Below are 14,776 nucleotides of genomic sequence, written 5' to 3'. Positions count from 1 at the left end.
ATTGTATTTAGCCGCCAACCCCCGTGTAGGCGGTGCTAGTCGCGCTCAAACCTTCAACCGATACCGTCATGCTGGCATCGTATCCGGGTGGTCGAATGGTGGAGGGTAGCGGCTTCTCTTCGCGATCCCACGCGTAGACTTCGCTCGATTCTTCTCGAAGCGTCATCTGGTAAAGCATATCGTGAACTTCCTTCTGTTCCTGAACACGGAACAGCTTGCGGTTCCAACCCTGTGCGGGAAGGCTCAAAGACACGAGGGAACCGACTTGAACCGCGAAGGCGCGCGGTCCGAAGGTTGCACTGAAGAAGCCCGGTGTTTTGGCTTCGCGCATAAGGAACTGTTTTGCGATGCGCTGGCACTGCTCTGCGCTCGATACACAGCCGAAATCGAGGGATAGGGTGCGGTCGATACCATCCGGTAGCGGATCGGTTTCGATAGCCCCCCAGTCGGCAAGCTGGAACTGTTGCGAGGGATCGGCAAAGCGCCCGCGTGCGATGTTGTATGTCTCGCGCGACGGACCAGCCGGAACCCACGAGTAAGGAGCGGGTGCCCCTGTGCCGCCTACTAGATCATCGGCGTTGAAGTTTTGCTTCGGCCCTAGCGTGTCATCATAACCGCCAACCATGCCATACAAGCCGCCAACATCGGTAAACTTGCACGAACCCATTGCAGCGGTAACCGCGCTGATAACGCTTTCGTGGCTATCGGAAGTCGAGAAGATACCATCGCAGTAGTAGCGCTGCGTGGTTGCACCTGTCTGAAGAAGCACGCGCTCTTCACACACATTCGCGTAGGTTCGGAAGTTGTCGAAGTTGATGCGGTTCGACGGGATGCCCATCCCCCACATCGCCTTACCGTTGATCTTCCAACCGATGACATAGGTTAGCAGGCACAGTGCCGGGTTACGCCCTAGCTCTATGCCGTCGCGTCGATACTCCCATGTAGATTGGTCCGTGATGCGGTGCGGCCCGCTGCCGCCGTTCGTGCTATCAAGGCGTGGATCGTAGACCGGGCAACCTTCGACCAGCGTAGTAAGCTTCGAGGGAATGCCGCTAGGCCATGCCTTGCTATCGAACTTCCAATCAATCGCCAGATAGGCGCAACCGGTAAAGGTAGCTGAAGCGTTCCAGTAGCTACCGGACGCCAGCGCGAAGCCCTGCCCTGCCTTACCTTCCGTTACGGCTCGAATAGAAGTGATGCCGTCGCCATGAAGGAGAAGCGAGCCGTTCGACCATGTTAGTTCTTCTTCGGTGTAAAAGGAGTTGACCGCGTTAAGGCGATGGCTCGCAAGCGCGATCACCTGTGCGTAGCGATCCTTCTTCTTCCCGTAGAACTCGTAGAAGCGAAGGTCATTGCCTGCCGCTGTCTTACCGAAAACGATTTTACGCGGTGCAGTCGGGTTGATGCTGGCGGATAGACGGTCTGCAAGCGAGTTGCTTAACGATGGCGCTTTGCGGAAGAGCGAGCTTACCGCCGATAGGCCGATAGACAGACCAACGCCGATAACCGCCGATGTTACAGCGGCGATAGCTGCACTCGAAGCAATGCCAGCACCAAGACCAGCGATAGCGCCCGCGATAGGTGCAGCGAAAACTACGATAGCGGCTGCGATTGCGACAAGCGCAACGATCTTTACAACCTTACTCACCTTCGTTCGCCTCCAAGCTGAAGGGAACCGTGAAGGCGTATTTGCAATCCTTGGTCGGCATCGCGACTAGGCGTTGAAGCCCCTGCTCTTCACCGACGAAGTAGGAGAACTGCCCGACACAGATGCCGGTAGTGGTCGCATCTCGCATGACGACATCGCCACGCTGCGCAAAGTGCGGCGACTTCGTTTCACCGAACTTCGCCTTCATCGTTTTAAGAAGCGTGCCGTCGCCGTATTCGCGTAGAGCTTCAGCGGCACCTAGCCGCGTGTCATACTTCCCTCGAAAGTCTGCGACGACATCCGCGCCGGTCATCGCCTTTACGCAATCGGCTGCGAACAACGCGCAATCGTGCGTGCCCCACTGAAAGGGTTCTTCTTCTACGCGGTCAAGGTAAGTTCGAAGGCGATCTTCCCAATCACTAAAACGGCTAATCTGCATGCAGTATTTAGCCGGGTCGGTAATACTACCTGTATTGGTCGATAGTCCCGCCTACATCGATCTTCCCGTTGCTGCCGTAGATCGGTGTAGCACTCGCCTTGGTTGGACCCGGATCACCGTTAGCAATCGATACTGCATGCGCCTGCGATGTATCAGCCGCATCATAACGCTGTTGATCTAGATAGCTTTGGTTGGTCGCATTCGAAATCTGCGCTTGGTGGCTTTCGATTGTCAGCATGAAGTTATGCGACTGGCCATCGTTCTGGATTTCGACCTTATCCATTGCACCACTCCGAATGCGGCGGAACTGCCACACGGGAGGCGCAAGCGGATCGGCGGAAGGCATGCGAAGCGTTCGCCAGATAGTAGCCTGTCTAGACTGGTATTCGTTCGGGAAGACCGATGCAGCGGCAATCGCTGTGCTTGGTGCAGTCGGCACCGCTAGGACGACGGTTAGTTCTTCAGAGCCGTTATAGCTAAAGCTGTTCTCGCCAATATCGACCATGACGCCTGCCGCCAGCGGATCGAAGGCGTTGCCGTCTAGCAGGCTGTCGCCGGTCCCGTTCGGCTGGATCGGGTGCGCGCCAGTCCACAGAAACGCGGTTCCGCTCTGGAACTCTAGCCGAGCGAGATAAGCGGTTCTGATCTGCGTAGCCCCGATGGCGTCGAGAATGTCGCCGGTCATTGCGTCGCGCATTAGATCACCTCGCGCGCGGTGAAGCTGCCGAGATCGGGAAGCTTGTTTGGATCGAGCGTGTAGCCGTAGCCGTCGCTGATACTTAAACGGAACTCGCCAGCCGGGCTGGCAAAGTTCACAGGCGTGGCGGCTGCGATGTTCGCGCGTAGCGACGGCTCGAAGGAGATCGTAACCCTACCGTTGGCATCCGCGCCCGCGTTGGCGTCTACGATGCGTAGAAGCTGCTTGCCGAGTTGGAAGAACTGGCCTGCTCGAAGCCCGCTAGAGGCGTTTGCCGCCCACCCGGCTACCGAGATGGCATCGTTGCTCGCATAGCCCTGTATGGCCAGCGTTCGGCCCGTAAGGCCACTCGTTAGCGCCTGTCTAGGACGGTAGGTGAAGGTTCCGATCTGCCCCTTCAGCGATAGAAGCCACCCGGTAAGGGCTTCCGCCTTTACATGGGACATGATTGGCCAAGACCATTCGAAGGCCCACTGTGCAGCGGTATCGACCACTTGCACCGCGTAGGTGAAAGGCGATTCAGTCGCGCTCTGGCGACGGTTAAGCGTTAGCCGCTGCGTAGCGGGTGCCTGCGAAGGAAAGGGAATGGGGTAAACAAGAGCCATGCCTTATTTACCCCATCGGGTTACATCGTGCGCCGTCCCAGCTTCTTCATGGTCCGGTTCGTTGCTTGCTCTGAAATCGTCGGGATAGCTTGCGCGATGCCTTCGATTACCATTCTGCGAACCGCAACCGGATCGTTGCTTGTGATCGATCCGATAGAGATCGACGGACCACGATTGTTGTCGTTCGCGCCAGCTACGCCGCGAAGTGCGGTGTTCGACATGACATTAGCGCTAGCGCCGATACGCACGACTTCCGGCCCACGCTCGCCCACGAGGTAATCCCCCGCCTGCGTCATGCCGCCGTTAGCGCGCTTGCCGCTGATACCCTTCATGATCCCGCCGAACACGGAACCCAAGATACCACCACCTCCACCATCGCCACCGCCGAAGAGCAAGTTACCAAGCGGCTTGATAATCGCTTGCTGGATCGCGATGCGCGCCAAGCCGGATAGAACCGACTTCGTGACATCCCCGAACATATCGCCCATCGACTTCGTGCCGTCGATGATACCCAAGATACCTTCCTGCACCTTCTCCAAGCCTTCAACTTGAATGCTTTCCATCTGATCGCTGATTTCACCAACGGTGCCCGGAAGCGAATCCATGTAAGCGGCAAGCGGCCCTTGGGTTTGCTTGTTCGCACCGTCTACGGCTTGCTGGCGAAGCTTCGGCAAGATTGCCTTGCGTGCGGCTGCGATGTCCTTCTCTGCCTGTGAAGCGTCCTTCGAAGCGATGATGGCGTCTAGGGCAATCTGCTCTTGCTGATACTGAAGATCGACAAGCTTTAGGGCAATCTTTCGACGCTCTGAAGTTGACCGGGCAAGCGCTGCCTGCCCTGCTAGGTCGTCTTGTTCGTTCTGTAGTCCTGCCTGCGTTACCGCCAGACGATCCCTAGCAATCTCTGAATCACGATCCCGCATCGCAAGATCATACTTCGCGTTGAAGATTTCCTGCTCTTTGGCGTGAAGTTCCTGCGCCTGAAGCGCCGTGTAGCGCTTCTTACCTTCCGCGATCTCTTGATCGGTGCCGGTATCGTGATCGATTTCCGATGCCCGATAGGACCAATCATTCTGTAGACGCTCCACCTTCGCATCTGCCTGTGCGGTAGGCGTGTTAGTAAGGTCTGCCTGCGCGTCTCGAAGTTCGTTTTCGAGGCCAAGGAACTCGCGCCGCCAAACCAAATCGATTTCTTCAGCCGAACGAAGGTGCGGAGAGCTAGCCGCCTTCGCGGCATGTGCAGGCTTTGGCTTCGTCCCGCCGCCAGTGCCCGGTAGATTCACATGCTCTGCGGGTGGAATCTTATAAGCCAGTTTAGAACGCCGTTCTGCACGCGCGATGTCTTGACGCTCCATCGCGATAGCCTGCATATCCATGTCGTTCTTATTGCGACCCTTACCGATGTTCTCGTTATACTTTTTGGTAAGGTAGTCATGGCGCGCTTGGCGTCCCGCATGCGTCTTGTTCAACTGCTCGCGTGCTTCCTTCGCTAGCCCGTCCGAGTCTTGCCCTCGAAGCTTTGCCGAGATCACGGTAGGGATATCAGAGTTAATGTTTACGCCATTGGCGACGGACATTAGCTTATTGACATCCATCTGACTGAAGAAGTTTGCTGCGGCTGCGGCTGCGGACATGAAGCTATTAGCAAGCGTCATAAGCGCGTCTGCGTTTTGCACGATAGCATTCGCCATCTGCGCATCTAGAATCATCTTCATTGTGTCGAGCTTGTCGTTTACGACGCCTGCGTTCTGAAGAACACTGTCTTCAATAACGATGCCGTATGCCTGCGCAGCGGCTGCGAGCGTGTCGAAGCCCTTGCTACCCTGCCCTAGCAGTGGCGTAAGGTCGGCTGCGCTCTTGCCCATCATGCCGGTTGCAGCGGCAACCCGCATCGAAACCGTAGGAAGCTTGGCTACACCGTCCATGAACTGGCGAAGTGCCGGGTCTACGCCTTGTGCAATATCGACGCCTAGCGCCTTGAACGAAGCCGCCATGGCCTTGTTACCGGACTGTGCGGCACCAAGATTCTTCGAGAACTTCCCAATAGCTGCATCTGCGTTCTCGACCGAGGAACCCGAAAGCTGCGCTGCGTAGCGGAACTCTTGGATAGTGCGGGTCGTCGCGCCCGTAGCGGTCGAGATGTCAACGATGGCGTCTGCATAGTCGAATGCCGCCATCGTCTGACTTGCAAGGAAGTCTACCGAGAGAACGCCGACAAGACCGCCAATAGCGCCCTTTGCGATGTTCATAGCGCCCGCAATCGCCTTGCCGGTTGCGTTGGACTGTGCAGCGGCGTTGCGCATGCCCGCTATGAACTGCGCACTTTCGAGCGCAAGATTGACGAAGAGAGAACCTAGATTAGCCATATGGTATTTAGGCTTCTAGGTCCGTAGGTTGATCGATATCGGGAAGAACGATAGTTTCAGGCACGACGCGAGAGCCGAAGAACTCTTCTAGTTTGACTTCCAGCGTTCGTGCAGCATCAGCCTCTAGCCTCTTACGAAGCGTTTCTTCGGGATCACGATCCAACCAGTTAGGCTGCGTAGAGTTAGCCTTGGTAACCGAACTGAAATAGAGCGCATACATTTGCGCCCATCGTTCATCTTCAGCCGGTGCGCCCCATGGCTCGAAGTAGTAATAAGCCTCCCACTCCAAGAGTTCATCGAGGCTTATACGCGCGTCAAGTTCCGCTACTGTGCAGCCTAGCGCGAGCGCGAGCCGGAAGAGGAACCGCCTTTCCGGCGTGATACGGAACTTTTTTTTTGCTCATTGTAGGCGACGGTTGGCGTTTCCAGAATCTGCATCTGGCGGAAGATGTGAGTAAGCGTCGGAAGGCTCAAATCTTCGAATGCGCTGTAGTCGTCCATCGAGAACATCGGGTTTAGCTCTTCGTCTACGATGGCGAAGAGAACGGACATAATCGAGTTATCGAGCGGGTAAGCGGCTGCAAGGCCCTCGCGCTCATCTTCCGGTTTGGCCTGATCGGCTTCGTAAGCGTCTACCAGTGTCTGGCGTTCGTTGATCGCTTCGATAGCCTGCATGCGGGTCTTCGCCGAAAGGGAGCGGACCAAGATTGTCCCGCCCCACTCTGGCACTTCGACTTCACGCGTAGGAACCGGGGCGGCAAGGATCGCCGCCCGTGATAGCAACACCGCCATATTAGACCGTTGCCGCTTCCGTAACAGCGCCCGTAATCTCCAACCCGGTTGCGAGTTCGGTTACGGTATCAACGCCGCCAGTGATTTCGTTCGTCAGAACAAACGCGCTGAAGCTGTAGGTCTTTGCCGTGCCGCCGAGAACAAGCTGAAAATCAGCCGAAGTGCCTGCGCTGCGTGCGGTGCGAAGCGCGGTCTGGCCAGCATCGCCCGGAATGTAGTTGAAAGTGAACTTGGGCGAACCTTCGTCCATCAGACCGATAAGCTTTTCCTTCGCGGAAGAATCCAGCGAAGTTGCATCGAGAACAGCGGCAGAACCACCACCGATGCCGGAAAAGTCCTTTAGCTCTGCAATATTGATGAATGTGGAACCAGACTTGATTTTAAGCTTGGTGCCCTTTGAAACGGAAGCGGATGTTGCCACGGTCGAAATACTCCTAATGAAATCTAGAAGTATTTAGTCTCGCGTGCGTTTTGGTCAGTCGGTTACGAAGAACTTGTAGAAGGTCATGACTCGATATAGCTGCGTCTGCGTGGTGTTATCTACGCTACCCTGCTCATTCATGTATGCGACGGCTTGAACATCGTTATCTTGCCACGCCTTGAGATTGTTACGGATGGTGCGCGCAAGCGTCTTCGCCTCTAGGAAACTCGTGCTGTAGACATCGATCTGAAAGTCCATGAACGAAGTATTCTCTATGTCGTCATTGATGTTTCGCGTCGGGTCCACATTAACACAGTTATAGATGACGGCAGGCGACTTGTAGCCAAGCGGTGCCGCCAGCGGATACACATTGACGGCAACCGTCTTCAGGCGCGCGAATAGTTTGGTTTCGAACATACAGTATTTAGACGCCGCGCTTGATAAGCTGGCGTTCTAGGACGCGCTTCATTGCATCTACGATGGCCTGCTTATTCTGCTCGAATGCTGTGCGGAAGAACGGGTTCGGCGCGTTGTGGATTGAACCGAACTCTACGAAGGCTGCGTGATACCCCTTCGCGACATAAACCGAGTTTTGAACCTTGTCCGTGCTGTCGCTCTTCGTTTTCTTGATCTTGATCCAGTTCTTAATCTTGTGGTGCGTCTCTGTGACGACTTGCCCACCCTTGCGAACACGGTTGACGCTCGCGCCTTCCGCCAACGGACCATCGGGCGCGGTGTCTCTGATCTTTTTGGCCAGCACGGAAGCGCCAGCACGGTTAGCGATCTGGCCTGCCTTGGTGGCTTCCGCCTTGGATAGGCTGGCCATGCGCGCTTCTAGCTGGCGGAAGCCCGATAGATTGGCGGAAAAGCCGCTCATGCGACTTCCTCGACCGTCAAGATTAGGACGGCACGACGCGGGGGCGGTTCGTCCACTGCAAGGATGTCGTAGAGCTTCCCGTCTACCTTGACGCGCTGCCCGGTCGTAATGCCGGTGCGGTAGCGGATAAGGAACCGAGCGATAGAGAACGCATCGCGCTGGCCTGCCCTAGCGGCGTCCGTGGTGCGCATTTCGAGGCGTTGGGCATATGTGGTGGCGATCACGCCGAATGCCTCTGTAACCTGTCCTAGCGCGTCCTGCGTCGGTGTCCCGCTCATGATTTCTATGCGTCGATCCAGCGCGCCCGCGTTGACGATCACAGCCGCCCCATCCAGAAAGGACGGCACAGACGATCCACCGCCAACATTGCGGCATCGTCGGCCCCTGCCCGGTCATCGAAGTGCGCGGACACGAAAAGCGAGATCGCGTGCTTCAGCGATTCAGGAACCGTAGGCGTGATCTTCTCGATAGCGCCGGTAACCGCGTTCAACTGACTGTAAGGACGAAGAACGCGCCCGGTCTTATACTCGACCATATCGATTGCCGAGCTAACCAGCATGTTAAGCGTAGCCGTATCGGTGTTTGGATCGATACGAAGCCATTCTTGAATCTGTTCGGGAGTAATGATTTCCATGTTGTATTTAGACTAGGCATGAAAAAACCGGGGAAGGTTGCCCTCCCCCGGTTCATTCACTGCACTAGGCTTAAAGATTAAGCCGAAACCTTCATCGCAACGAAAGCCGCCTTGTCCTTGACCATTCCGCCAACACGCTTGGTGCTGTAGAAACCGACATAGGGCTTCTTCGAATACGGGTCGCGAAGGGTGCGAATGCCGATACGATCTGCGATCAAGTAGCCAACCTTGATGTTGCCGAAGACAACCGGGAGCTTACCAGCGGCGACTGCATCCATATCCTCGACTTCGACAATATCGAAACCGCCGATGGTCTGCGGAGCGCCAGCAACCAACGAAGGCTGCCAAATGTAGTTACCGGTCGTGTCCTTCATGGTGCGAACCGAAAGCTGCGATGCCGAAGCCATGATGAACTTCGCACCCGGACGGTAAGCGGCAGGAAGTGCGTAGATCATCTTCAGGTATGCGTCACCCGAAGTAGGCAGACCAGCCGCAACGCCAGAGTTTACCGTGGTAAGACCCGTGGTCGTCAAGATGCCCTGCGGCTTGTTCACGCCGTCGCCGTTGATGAACGCTGCGTTCTCCTTCTTTGCGAAGGCGCGTGCGGTCTGATCGACCATGTAGCCGTCGAGATCGAAGACAACATCGTCAAGGGCGCGCTGCGAAGCATGCGGGTTGGCGTAGATTTCGCCCATCGGCACGCGGACTTCACCAAGCGTGTTGGTAGCCGTCTCGGGGCGTGCGTCGGTTTCACCAACCCAGCCGCTATCGAAGGTGCCGTTGCTGTTCAGGTAACGGTAGTCATCGCTGGAAACCTGAACCGAGGTAGCTTCGGCACGGATCGGCGAAAGCGTCTCTAGTGCGGAGTAGATACCAGCCTCGTAGGTGCGCGGCATCAGCAAGCCGCCAGTGGCCAGCCCAGTAGCATCGGTGCCGGTGATCGTGACTGCCTTGCGCTCTAGAGCCTCTAGCTCATACTCGCCTGCACCCTTACGCGCCCAACGGTCCCAAGCATTCTTATGCTCGACTTCAGCCGCGTTGACTTCGGAACCGTTCAGGTTCGGACGCTGCGACTTCTTCTGAAGGTCGGTAAGCTCGTCATTGATACGCGCAATCTTTTCGTTGATTAGCGTATCTACAGAACCCTTCGTGGCAAACTCGGAAAGCTTTGCTTCGTTGGTGTTCTTCAGTTCGTTAAATGCAATCTGGATACCTTCCAGAGTGTCTTTCATGTTGTCGTCGCTCATTATGCTCCTTGAATCGTTGACAGAAGTTGTTTGGCGACGCTCAAACTGGCCGCTATTTTGTATTTAGTCTCGTGGTAGGTATTGAGGCTTTCGAGGAAGGTTTTTGCTTCTTCGATCTGCATGCCGCGTGAAACTAGCTCGCGCTCAAACTCGTTTAGGTTCGTGAAAGACTTCACATCCGCGATGCGTGCCTTCGCATTGGAAGGGATGGTGACTACCGATACTTCGATAAGGTCTACCGCCTTCAGGGTGCGGGCGGGTTCGTCGGCACTCTTGCCGTAAACGACATCGCGGGCGATGTAGCCGATGCTCAAACCGGAGATCGCGCCAGCCTTCGAAGCCGTGTAGACATCGTTGCCCGCTGCGGTGTCGAGAAACACGCCTTCAGCCTTCAAGCCGTAGTCGTCTTCCTCGAAGTGCGTCCACTTGCCGATAGGCAGGCTGTAGAGATCGTGGTTCAGGAACATCAAAGGCGTTTCGCCCGACTTCAGAGAAGCCTTGAATGCGCCCTTCGTGATAACATCGCCGTGCGAGTCCACATTACCGAAGACCGCGCCATAACCACTAAAGGTCTTGGTGCCAGTCGCATCGTCGGAAGCAAACTTTACTTCTTCCAGTGTGAATAGTTTCTTTTCCATATATTGTATTTAGCTAATCGGTGCCGAGCCGGTGCCGGTTGGACCAAACAAGTTTGCGGAAGGCGTAAGCTTGTCGGCTAGCGGGTCGTTCGAACGCTCTAGGCCAGCGTGTTCGCGACACTCGTTAATCGTCATCAAACCGTTTTGACGCATCGCGCCGTAGTAAGCCGCGCGATCATTCGAAGATGCGAGGGTGATGGTGCGTGAATCGATAAAGACACGGTAGCCCGCGCGCTGCTCTTCGAGCGTAAGAAGCGACACTTCCGCCGACTGCATGAAGCGTTCGTAGAGTGGCGCTAGCGTGTAGGTGTAGTGCGCTAGAAACTTCTGCTCTACGCTGGCGTAGGATGCGCTACCGACGCTTTGCGCAATCATCATCGGGTCTACGCCCATGATGCGGCAAATCTCTTCTGTCTGGTATCGACGGCTTTCGATGAACTGCGCTTCGTTGGCGCTTGTCTGCATCGGCTGGAACTTCAGACCGTTACCAAGCACGGCTGTTCGATGCGCGTTAGCGATGCCCGCTTGCTGCGCATTCCATGCCGTCATAAGCGATGCGCGCTGTTCCGGGCTTAAATCATTGTCGGTTGTGAGTAGGCCAGACGGCTTCGAACCATTCTTGAAGAGTTGGCTACCGAAGTCTTCGAGATCACCCGCCAGACCGATGGCGCGAGCGGCGATATGCTGGATCGACATCCCATCGATAGCGTTCCACGAACTACCCTTAATGTGCCAGATGTTCGCATTCGAGTAGATTGGCTGATCTTTGACATTAAGGCGGTAGGTAACTTCCCCGAACGAAGGCGTAAGGATCGATACCGAACCCTGCGGCAACGGGATTAGTTCGATTGCGCGGCCCTTGCTGTCGCGGGATACGAACAAGAATGCGTTGCCGAGTAGCGCAAGGTGGAAGCCGATCCACTCGCGTAGCTCTAGCGATGTCATCCAGTTGTTAGGCTTGCGGGTAAGGAGATCGTAAAGCGGGTGATCGCGGGCGGGTTCGTGCCCACCGGTCGCGCTTGCCCGCTGAAGGACGCAAGGAACCTGTGCCAAGCCGAGAGCTAGGACACGGGCGCAAGCGAACACCGCCGAAATCTGGAATGCAGATACGGTGCCGTAGCCGGTGCCCGCTTCGAGATCGCCCCGAATGTCCGAACTGCTACGGTTCGGAAGTTCCATTACTTCGGTAGTAATGACTGTGGTAGATTTTGATTCTCTAGGTGCTAGACCTGTTGCGCGGTCTAGTGCCGCAAGCATGCTGAAGATTCCCATGTCGTATTTAGGCACGGGTAAGATATCGAGCGGCGCTAGCTCACATGAACATCAGGAAAGGCTCTTGCTTCGGCGCTTCTACAGCTTCCGACTGCGCATAAGCCATCAATGCGGCTACCATACCGTCGATTTTCAAGTGATCTTGACCGGTTGGCTTCGTTGGCGACTTTAGCGGCCCCATCTGGCGAACCGATATGTTCGATGCCATCCAGTTAAGACACGGGTTATCGTCGTGAACGATGTTGCCGTTCATCAACTCCGCTTCGAAATCGATCATTGGTGCGGTAAAGTTCTTCGCAGTCTGGCCAAACTCTACGCATTCGATGCCATCCGCCTCTAGCCGCTGCATCATTCCTGCCGCTTGCCAGCTATCGAACAACACAGATTGAACCTGATAGTCCTTCTTCAGCGCCCTAATCATGTCTTCAACGGCTGCGTGATCGCTCGCACTGCCTTCCGTGGCGTGGATCGCACCCGAGGCGATCCAGTCTGTATAGGCTTTGGCGTTCTTCGAGCGCTCTAGCGCCCCCTTGGGAAGGTAGAGGAACGGAACGATAGCGCGCTTACCGTCTGGTAGCTCTTGCACCACCACGATAGCGGTAATGTCCGTCTTGGTGGAAAGATCAACGCCGATCCATGTTCGCGCTGTGGACGATAGCAGAAGACCGGGACTAGCCGCACTTGCCCAATCGCGTTGGTTCAACCAACCCGTTGCGGTGTTCGTCCAAACATTAAGATACTTCGTCTTACATGTGGCTTGGTGCGAAGGACTCTGTAGCGCCTTCTCATACTCGCTACGAAGGTGGTCTTCGTCTACCGACACACCGTAGTTCGGGTTGGCCTTCTGCCAAACCTTGAAGTCCGTCCAATCGTCCTTCGGATCGATGGTGTAGATAAGCGCAAACTTGCGATCATCCTTCATCGAACCCGATAGAACCGCCTCGAAGTATAGCTGCTCTTGGCGGCATACGCCTGCCACATTGGTTCCGGCTGTGGAGATAATCAGCAATAGGGGATCGCTGCCCCTGCGCTTGCCCATGCCGGTGCGGAACGCGTTAAGCTGCGTGTCGTCTAGAGCTTGGTGGAGTTCGTCGGCAATGGCGATCCACGGTAGGCCACCGTCCTTCGTCTTCGCGATCACCGGCTTAAAGCTGGAACCCGTCGATGTCTGGTAGATCGAACGCGCCGCGACTTCGAGGCCGTAGAACTCCGCTAGGTCTGGCGTCATCTCGACCATTCGCTTTGCCGGAATGAACACGGCTTCCGCTTGCTGCATCGATGTCGCGCCGCTCAAACCTTCAGCGCCACCCTGATTTTCGGCGAAGGTCATGTAGAGGCCGATGATAGCGGCGATGGTAGACTTCGCGTTACCACGAGGAAGGAGAATGAAGGCTTCCCGATAGCGGCGAAGGCGTGTCTTCGCGTCCAACCATCCGAAGAGATTAGCGAAGATGAAAATCTGGAAAGGCTCTAGCTCGATAAGCTCGCCGGTAAGCGGCCCGATGACATGCGGCAGTAGTTCCGCAAACTCGCAGACATGTTCGACGCGTTCGGGCGCGTAGACGATATCCTTGCGCTTGAAATCGTCCAGATAGCGCGCGCAAGCCTGTCGAACTTGGATACAAGCGGGGATTTTGCGTGCTTTTACTGCCTTTGCGTAGGCAATAGCGCGCTCTGAATAGTGGTCTAGTGTAGGTTTTGGCACACAGTATTTACTCTATGGCCAGATTAGGTGCCCCCACTTCAGGCGAAACAGTATCTCTTCGCCGTCATCCGTGGTCTCAAACACCAAGATTGTGCCCTGATATAGTAGCTCGAAGGTGCTTATTTCGGTGTATTTGCTGCACCATTCCGCCACTTCGGCTGCATTTTCTGTGATCCAGAATCCTTTCTTGCGCATATTCTTATACCGGTCGCTTGCTGAAGCCGCTTGTCGGCTTGTCTTGCGAGTTGCCGCGCGCGAGCCGGGAGCGGTGGCCAGCGATCCCGAGTAGTTCGGCATACTGGCGAAGTGCGGTCATCATCGCAGCCGTTACCGGCTCACCCTTTGCCGCCATCCCCCTGAACTCCGCTTCAGCGGTGCAGTATCGAGCAAGGAAGGAGCTATCAGCTTCCACACCACCGCAAGCGAGGATGCGGGGAAGCTCCTCCTCCCAAACTCGTTTTGCCTCCTTCGTCAGATAGTCGGGAGCTACCGGGATATCGCGCGGCGGCGTCACTAGCTCTACGATGTCGCCGTGCCGATCCGCACGGTAGGTGCCCATAAGCGCCTTCTTCGCGGGATCGGCTACTTTGCGTCCGGTGCGCATCAGCTAGCGTTGTCCGCGTCTTCGCGCTTAATCATCTCGATAAGCTTCCCCGTGCGCTCGACATCGCTAGCGTAGGCTTTGACCTGTGCGCGGTATTTTTCCACCACTTGCCTAGCTTCCTCCAAAGCGGCTTCGCTTTCCTTTAGTGCGTTCTGCCAATAGGCGTGATTTCGCTTCGAGTATTCGAGTTGCTTTTGTAGCGTCTCGTTTACCCGTCCGTTTATGGTGCGGCTTGGTTCGCTGAAGATATCCATTACGAAGCCCTCGTGCCGCTATCGGACTGGCAAACGATTTTGTCTGCGTTGGAACGGCAAACGATTTTATCTTCGATCTTACCATCTAGGACTTCGTTTGCGTTGACACGATTTGCAAGGATGTCCGCTTCCTTAACCTTTGTGCGCACTGCATCTGAACAGGTCTTCGACATCGCCGCGCGAATGCCGTCTCTGATAGCCTGCGCATGGTTGTATGGATCGTCCCTACCGAGCTTCAGCGTAAGAACCTTGGCGGTTCCGTTGTCGTCGTAGAGAACGCGGATCGGTCGCCCCGTTCGCGGGTCTGGAACCATGGCGACGATGAACGCACCGCCACTGCTTGTAAGTTCTTCGTTCAACCACGCTTCATTAGGATGCGGCTTTGTAAGATGCTCTAGCTCGCGCTCTAGTCCCCACTTTTTGGTAAGGTAGTCGTTCGGCGTAGTAGTCTCTTTGTCGTAAAATCCGTTCATTTTGTGTAACTCCATCTTGTGTGTGGAGTATTTAGTTTCGGGAGCGCCCCAAGCGCGCCCGCCGAAGGCCATCTAGAACCCCAAAGTGTTATTCTGACAAATCAAGA

General features: G+C 55.8%; 19 protein-coding genes. All 19 read right to left on the bottom strand.

Going from position 1 to position 14,776, the window contains the following annotated elements:
- Nucleotides 1–7: 7 nt before the first annotated feature.
- A complete protein-coding gene (locus C8J25_RS04280; protein ID WP_107952340.1) occupies nt 8–1,648 on the bottom strand; it encodes a phage tail protein in 1,641 nt (546 codons plus the stop codon).
- A complete protein-coding gene (locus C8J25_RS04275; RefSeq protein WP_107952339.1) occupies nt 1,641–2,087 on the bottom strand; it encodes a DUF6950 family protein in 447 nt (148 codons plus the stop codon). Before C8J25_RS04275 ends, C8J25_RS04280 begins: the two co-directional genes overlap by 8 nt.
- A gap of 25 nt (nt 2,088–2,112) precedes the next feature.
- A complete protein-coding gene (locus C8J25_RS04270) occupies nt 2,113–2,784 on the bottom strand; it encodes a hypothetical protein (RefSeq protein ID WP_107952338.1) in 672 nt (223 codons plus the stop codon).
- Nucleotides 2,784–3,278: a hypothetical protein gene (locus tag C8J25_RS04265; RefSeq protein WP_146173288.1), complete on the bottom strand. Its 495-nt coding sequence runs from the start codon at nt 3,276–3,278 to the stop codon at nt 2,784–2,786. Before C8J25_RS04265 ends, C8J25_RS04270 begins: the two co-directional genes overlap by 1 nt.
- Nucleotides 3,279–3,409: 131 nt before the next feature.
- The gene (locus C8J25_RS04260; protein ID WP_107952336.1) at nt 3,410–5,752 is read right to left on the bottom strand and encodes a hypothetical protein; all 2,343 of its coding nucleotides are present in this window, start codon (nt 5,750–5,752) and stop codon (nt 3,410–3,412) included.
- A gap of 7 nt (nt 5,753–5,759) precedes the next feature.
- Nucleotides 5,760–6,059, bottom strand: a complete 300-nt coding sequence (locus C8J25_RS20245; protein ID WP_425275449.1) for a phage tail assembly protein T — start codon at nt 6,057–6,059, stop codon at nt 5,760–5,762.
- 29 nt (nt 6,060–6,088) lie between these two features.
- Nucleotides 6,089–6,544, bottom strand: a complete 456-nt coding sequence (locus tag C8J25_RS04255; RefSeq protein ID WP_107952335.1) for a hypothetical protein — start codon at nt 6,542–6,544, stop codon at nt 6,089–6,091.
- A gap of 1 nt (nt 6,545) precedes the next feature.
- The gene (locus C8J25_RS04250; RefSeq protein WP_107952334.1) at nt 6,546–6,965 is read right to left on the bottom strand and encodes a phage tail tube protein; all 420 of its coding nucleotides are present in this window, start codon (nt 6,963–6,965) and stop codon (nt 6,546–6,548) included.
- Between the two features lie 54 nt (nt 6,966–7,019).
- On the bottom strand, nt 7,020–7,382 hold the full coding sequence (gene gp17 / locus C8J25_RS04245) for a tail completion protein gp17 (protein ID WP_107952333.1): 363 nt from the start codon (nt 7,380–7,382) through the stop codon (nt 7,020–7,022).
- A gap of 7 nt (nt 7,383–7,389) precedes the next feature.
- Nucleotides 7,390–7,842: an HK97-gp10 family putative phage morphogenesis protein gene (locus C8J25_RS04240; protein ID WP_107952332.1), complete on the bottom strand. Its 453-nt coding sequence runs from the start codon at nt 7,840–7,842 to the stop codon at nt 7,390–7,392.
- Entirely contained in the window at nt 7,839–8,162 is a 324-nt protein-coding gene (locus C8J25_RS04235) for a phage head closure protein (protein WP_107952331.1), read from the bottom strand. Before C8J25_RS04235 ends, C8J25_RS04240 begins: the two co-directional genes overlap by 4 nt.
- Nucleotides 8,159–8,476, bottom strand: a complete 318-nt coding sequence (locus C8J25_RS04230) for a head-tail connector protein (RefSeq protein ID WP_107952330.1) — start codon at nt 8,474–8,476, stop codon at nt 8,159–8,161. Before C8J25_RS04230 ends, C8J25_RS04235 begins: the two co-directional genes overlap by 4 nt.
- 77 nt (nt 8,477–8,553) lie before the next feature.
- Nucleotides 8,554–9,723 carry a phage major capsid protein gene (locus C8J25_RS04225; RefSeq protein WP_107952329.1) on the bottom strand — a complete coding sequence of 390 codons (1,170 nt, stop codon included), beginning with the start codon at nt 9,721–9,723 and terminating at the stop codon, nt 8,554–8,556.
- Nucleotides 9,723–10,361, bottom strand: a complete 639-nt coding sequence (locus tag C8J25_RS04220; RefSeq protein WP_107952328.1) for an HK97 family phage prohead protease — start codon at nt 10,359–10,361, stop codon at nt 9,723–9,725. Before C8J25_RS04220 ends, C8J25_RS04225 begins: the two co-directional genes overlap by 1 nt.
- 9 nt (nt 10,362–10,370) lie before the next feature.
- A complete protein-coding gene (locus tag C8J25_RS04215) occupies nt 10,371–11,648 on the bottom strand; it encodes a phage portal protein (protein ID WP_146173286.1) in 1,278 nt (425 codons plus the stop codon).
- A gap of 25 nt (nt 11,649–11,673) precedes the next feature.
- Entirely contained in the window at nt 11,674–13,338 is a 1,665-nt protein-coding gene (locus C8J25_RS04210) for a terminase large subunit (RefSeq protein WP_107952326.1), read from the bottom strand.
- Nucleotides 13,339–13,537: 199 nt separating this feature from the next.
- Complete coding sequence (locus C8J25_RS04200; RefSeq protein ID WP_107952324.1) at nt 13,538–13,942, bottom strand: hypothetical protein; 405 nt, start codon at nt 13,940–13,942, stop codon at nt 13,538–13,540.
- On the bottom strand, nt 13,942–14,196 hold the full coding sequence (locus C8J25_RS04195) for a hypothetical protein (RefSeq protein WP_107952323.1): 255 nt from the start codon (nt 14,194–14,196) through the stop codon (nt 13,942–13,944). The genes C8J25_RS04200 and C8J25_RS04195 overlap by 1 nt, the downstream gene beginning before the upstream one ends.
- On the bottom strand, nt 14,196–14,669 hold the full coding sequence (locus C8J25_RS04190; RefSeq protein WP_146173285.1) for a hypothetical protein: 474 nt from the start codon (nt 14,667–14,669) through the stop codon (nt 14,196–14,198). Before C8J25_RS04190 ends, C8J25_RS04195 begins: the two co-directional genes overlap by 1 nt.
- Nucleotides 14,670–14,776 lie beyond the last annotated feature (107 nt).

This window comes from Sphingomonas faeni (assembly GCF_003053745.1).
GTDB classification, from domain to species: Bacteria; Pseudomonadota; Alphaproteobacteria; order Sphingomonadales; family Sphingomonadaceae; genus Sphingomonas; species Sphingomonas faeni.
The sequence above is the reverse complement of the archived record's forward strand: the minus strand, read 5'-3'. Positions and strand labels throughout refer to the sequence as shown.

Coding starts and splice junctions, on each gene's coding strand:
- C8J25_RS04190 (WP_146173285.1), bottom strand. CDS start 14,669: ATGAACGGATTTTACGACAAAGAGACTACTACGCCGAACGACTACCTT.
- C8J25_RS04240 (WP_107952332.1), bottom strand. CDS start 7,842: ATGAGCGGCTTTTCCGCCAATCTATCGGGCTTCCGCCAGCTAGAAGCG.
- C8J25_RS04270 (WP_107952338.1), bottom strand. CDS start 2,784: ATGCGCGACGCAATGACCGGCGACATTCTCGACGCCATCGGGGCTACG.
- C8J25_RS04230 (WP_107952330.1), bottom strand. CDS start 8,476: ATGGAAATCATTACTCCCGAACAGATTCAAGAATGGCTTCGTATCGAT.
- C8J25_RS04220 (WP_107952328.1), bottom strand. CDS start 10,361: ATGGAAAAGAAACTATTCACACTGGAAGAAGTAAAGTTTGCTTCCGAC.
- C8J25_RS04195 (WP_107952323.1), bottom strand. CDS start 14,196: ATGGATATCTTCAGCGAACCAAGCCGCACCATAAACGGACGGGTAAAC.
- C8J25_RS04260 (WP_107952336.1), bottom strand. CDS start 5,752: ATGGCTAATCTAGGTTCTCTCTTCGTCAATCTTGCGCTCGAAAGTGCG.
- C8J25_RS04255 (WP_107952335.1), bottom strand. CDS start 6,544: ATGGCGGTGTTGCTATCACGGGCGGCGATCCTTGCCGCCCCGGTTCCT.
- C8J25_RS04275 (WP_107952339.1), bottom strand. CDS start 2,087: ATGCAGATTAGCCGTTTTAGTGATTGGGAAGATCGCCTTCGAACTTAC.
- gp17 (WP_107952333.1), bottom strand. CDS start 7,382: ATGTTCGAAACCAAACTATTCGCGCGCCTGAAGACGGTTGCCGTCAAT.
- C8J25_RS04200 (WP_107952324.1), bottom strand. CDS start 13,942: ATGCGCACCGGACGCAAAGTAGCCGATCCCGCGAAGAAGGCGCTTATG.
- C8J25_RS04225 (WP_107952329.1), bottom strand. CDS start 9,723: ATGAGCGACGACAACATGAAAGACACTCTGGAAGGTATCCAGATTGCA.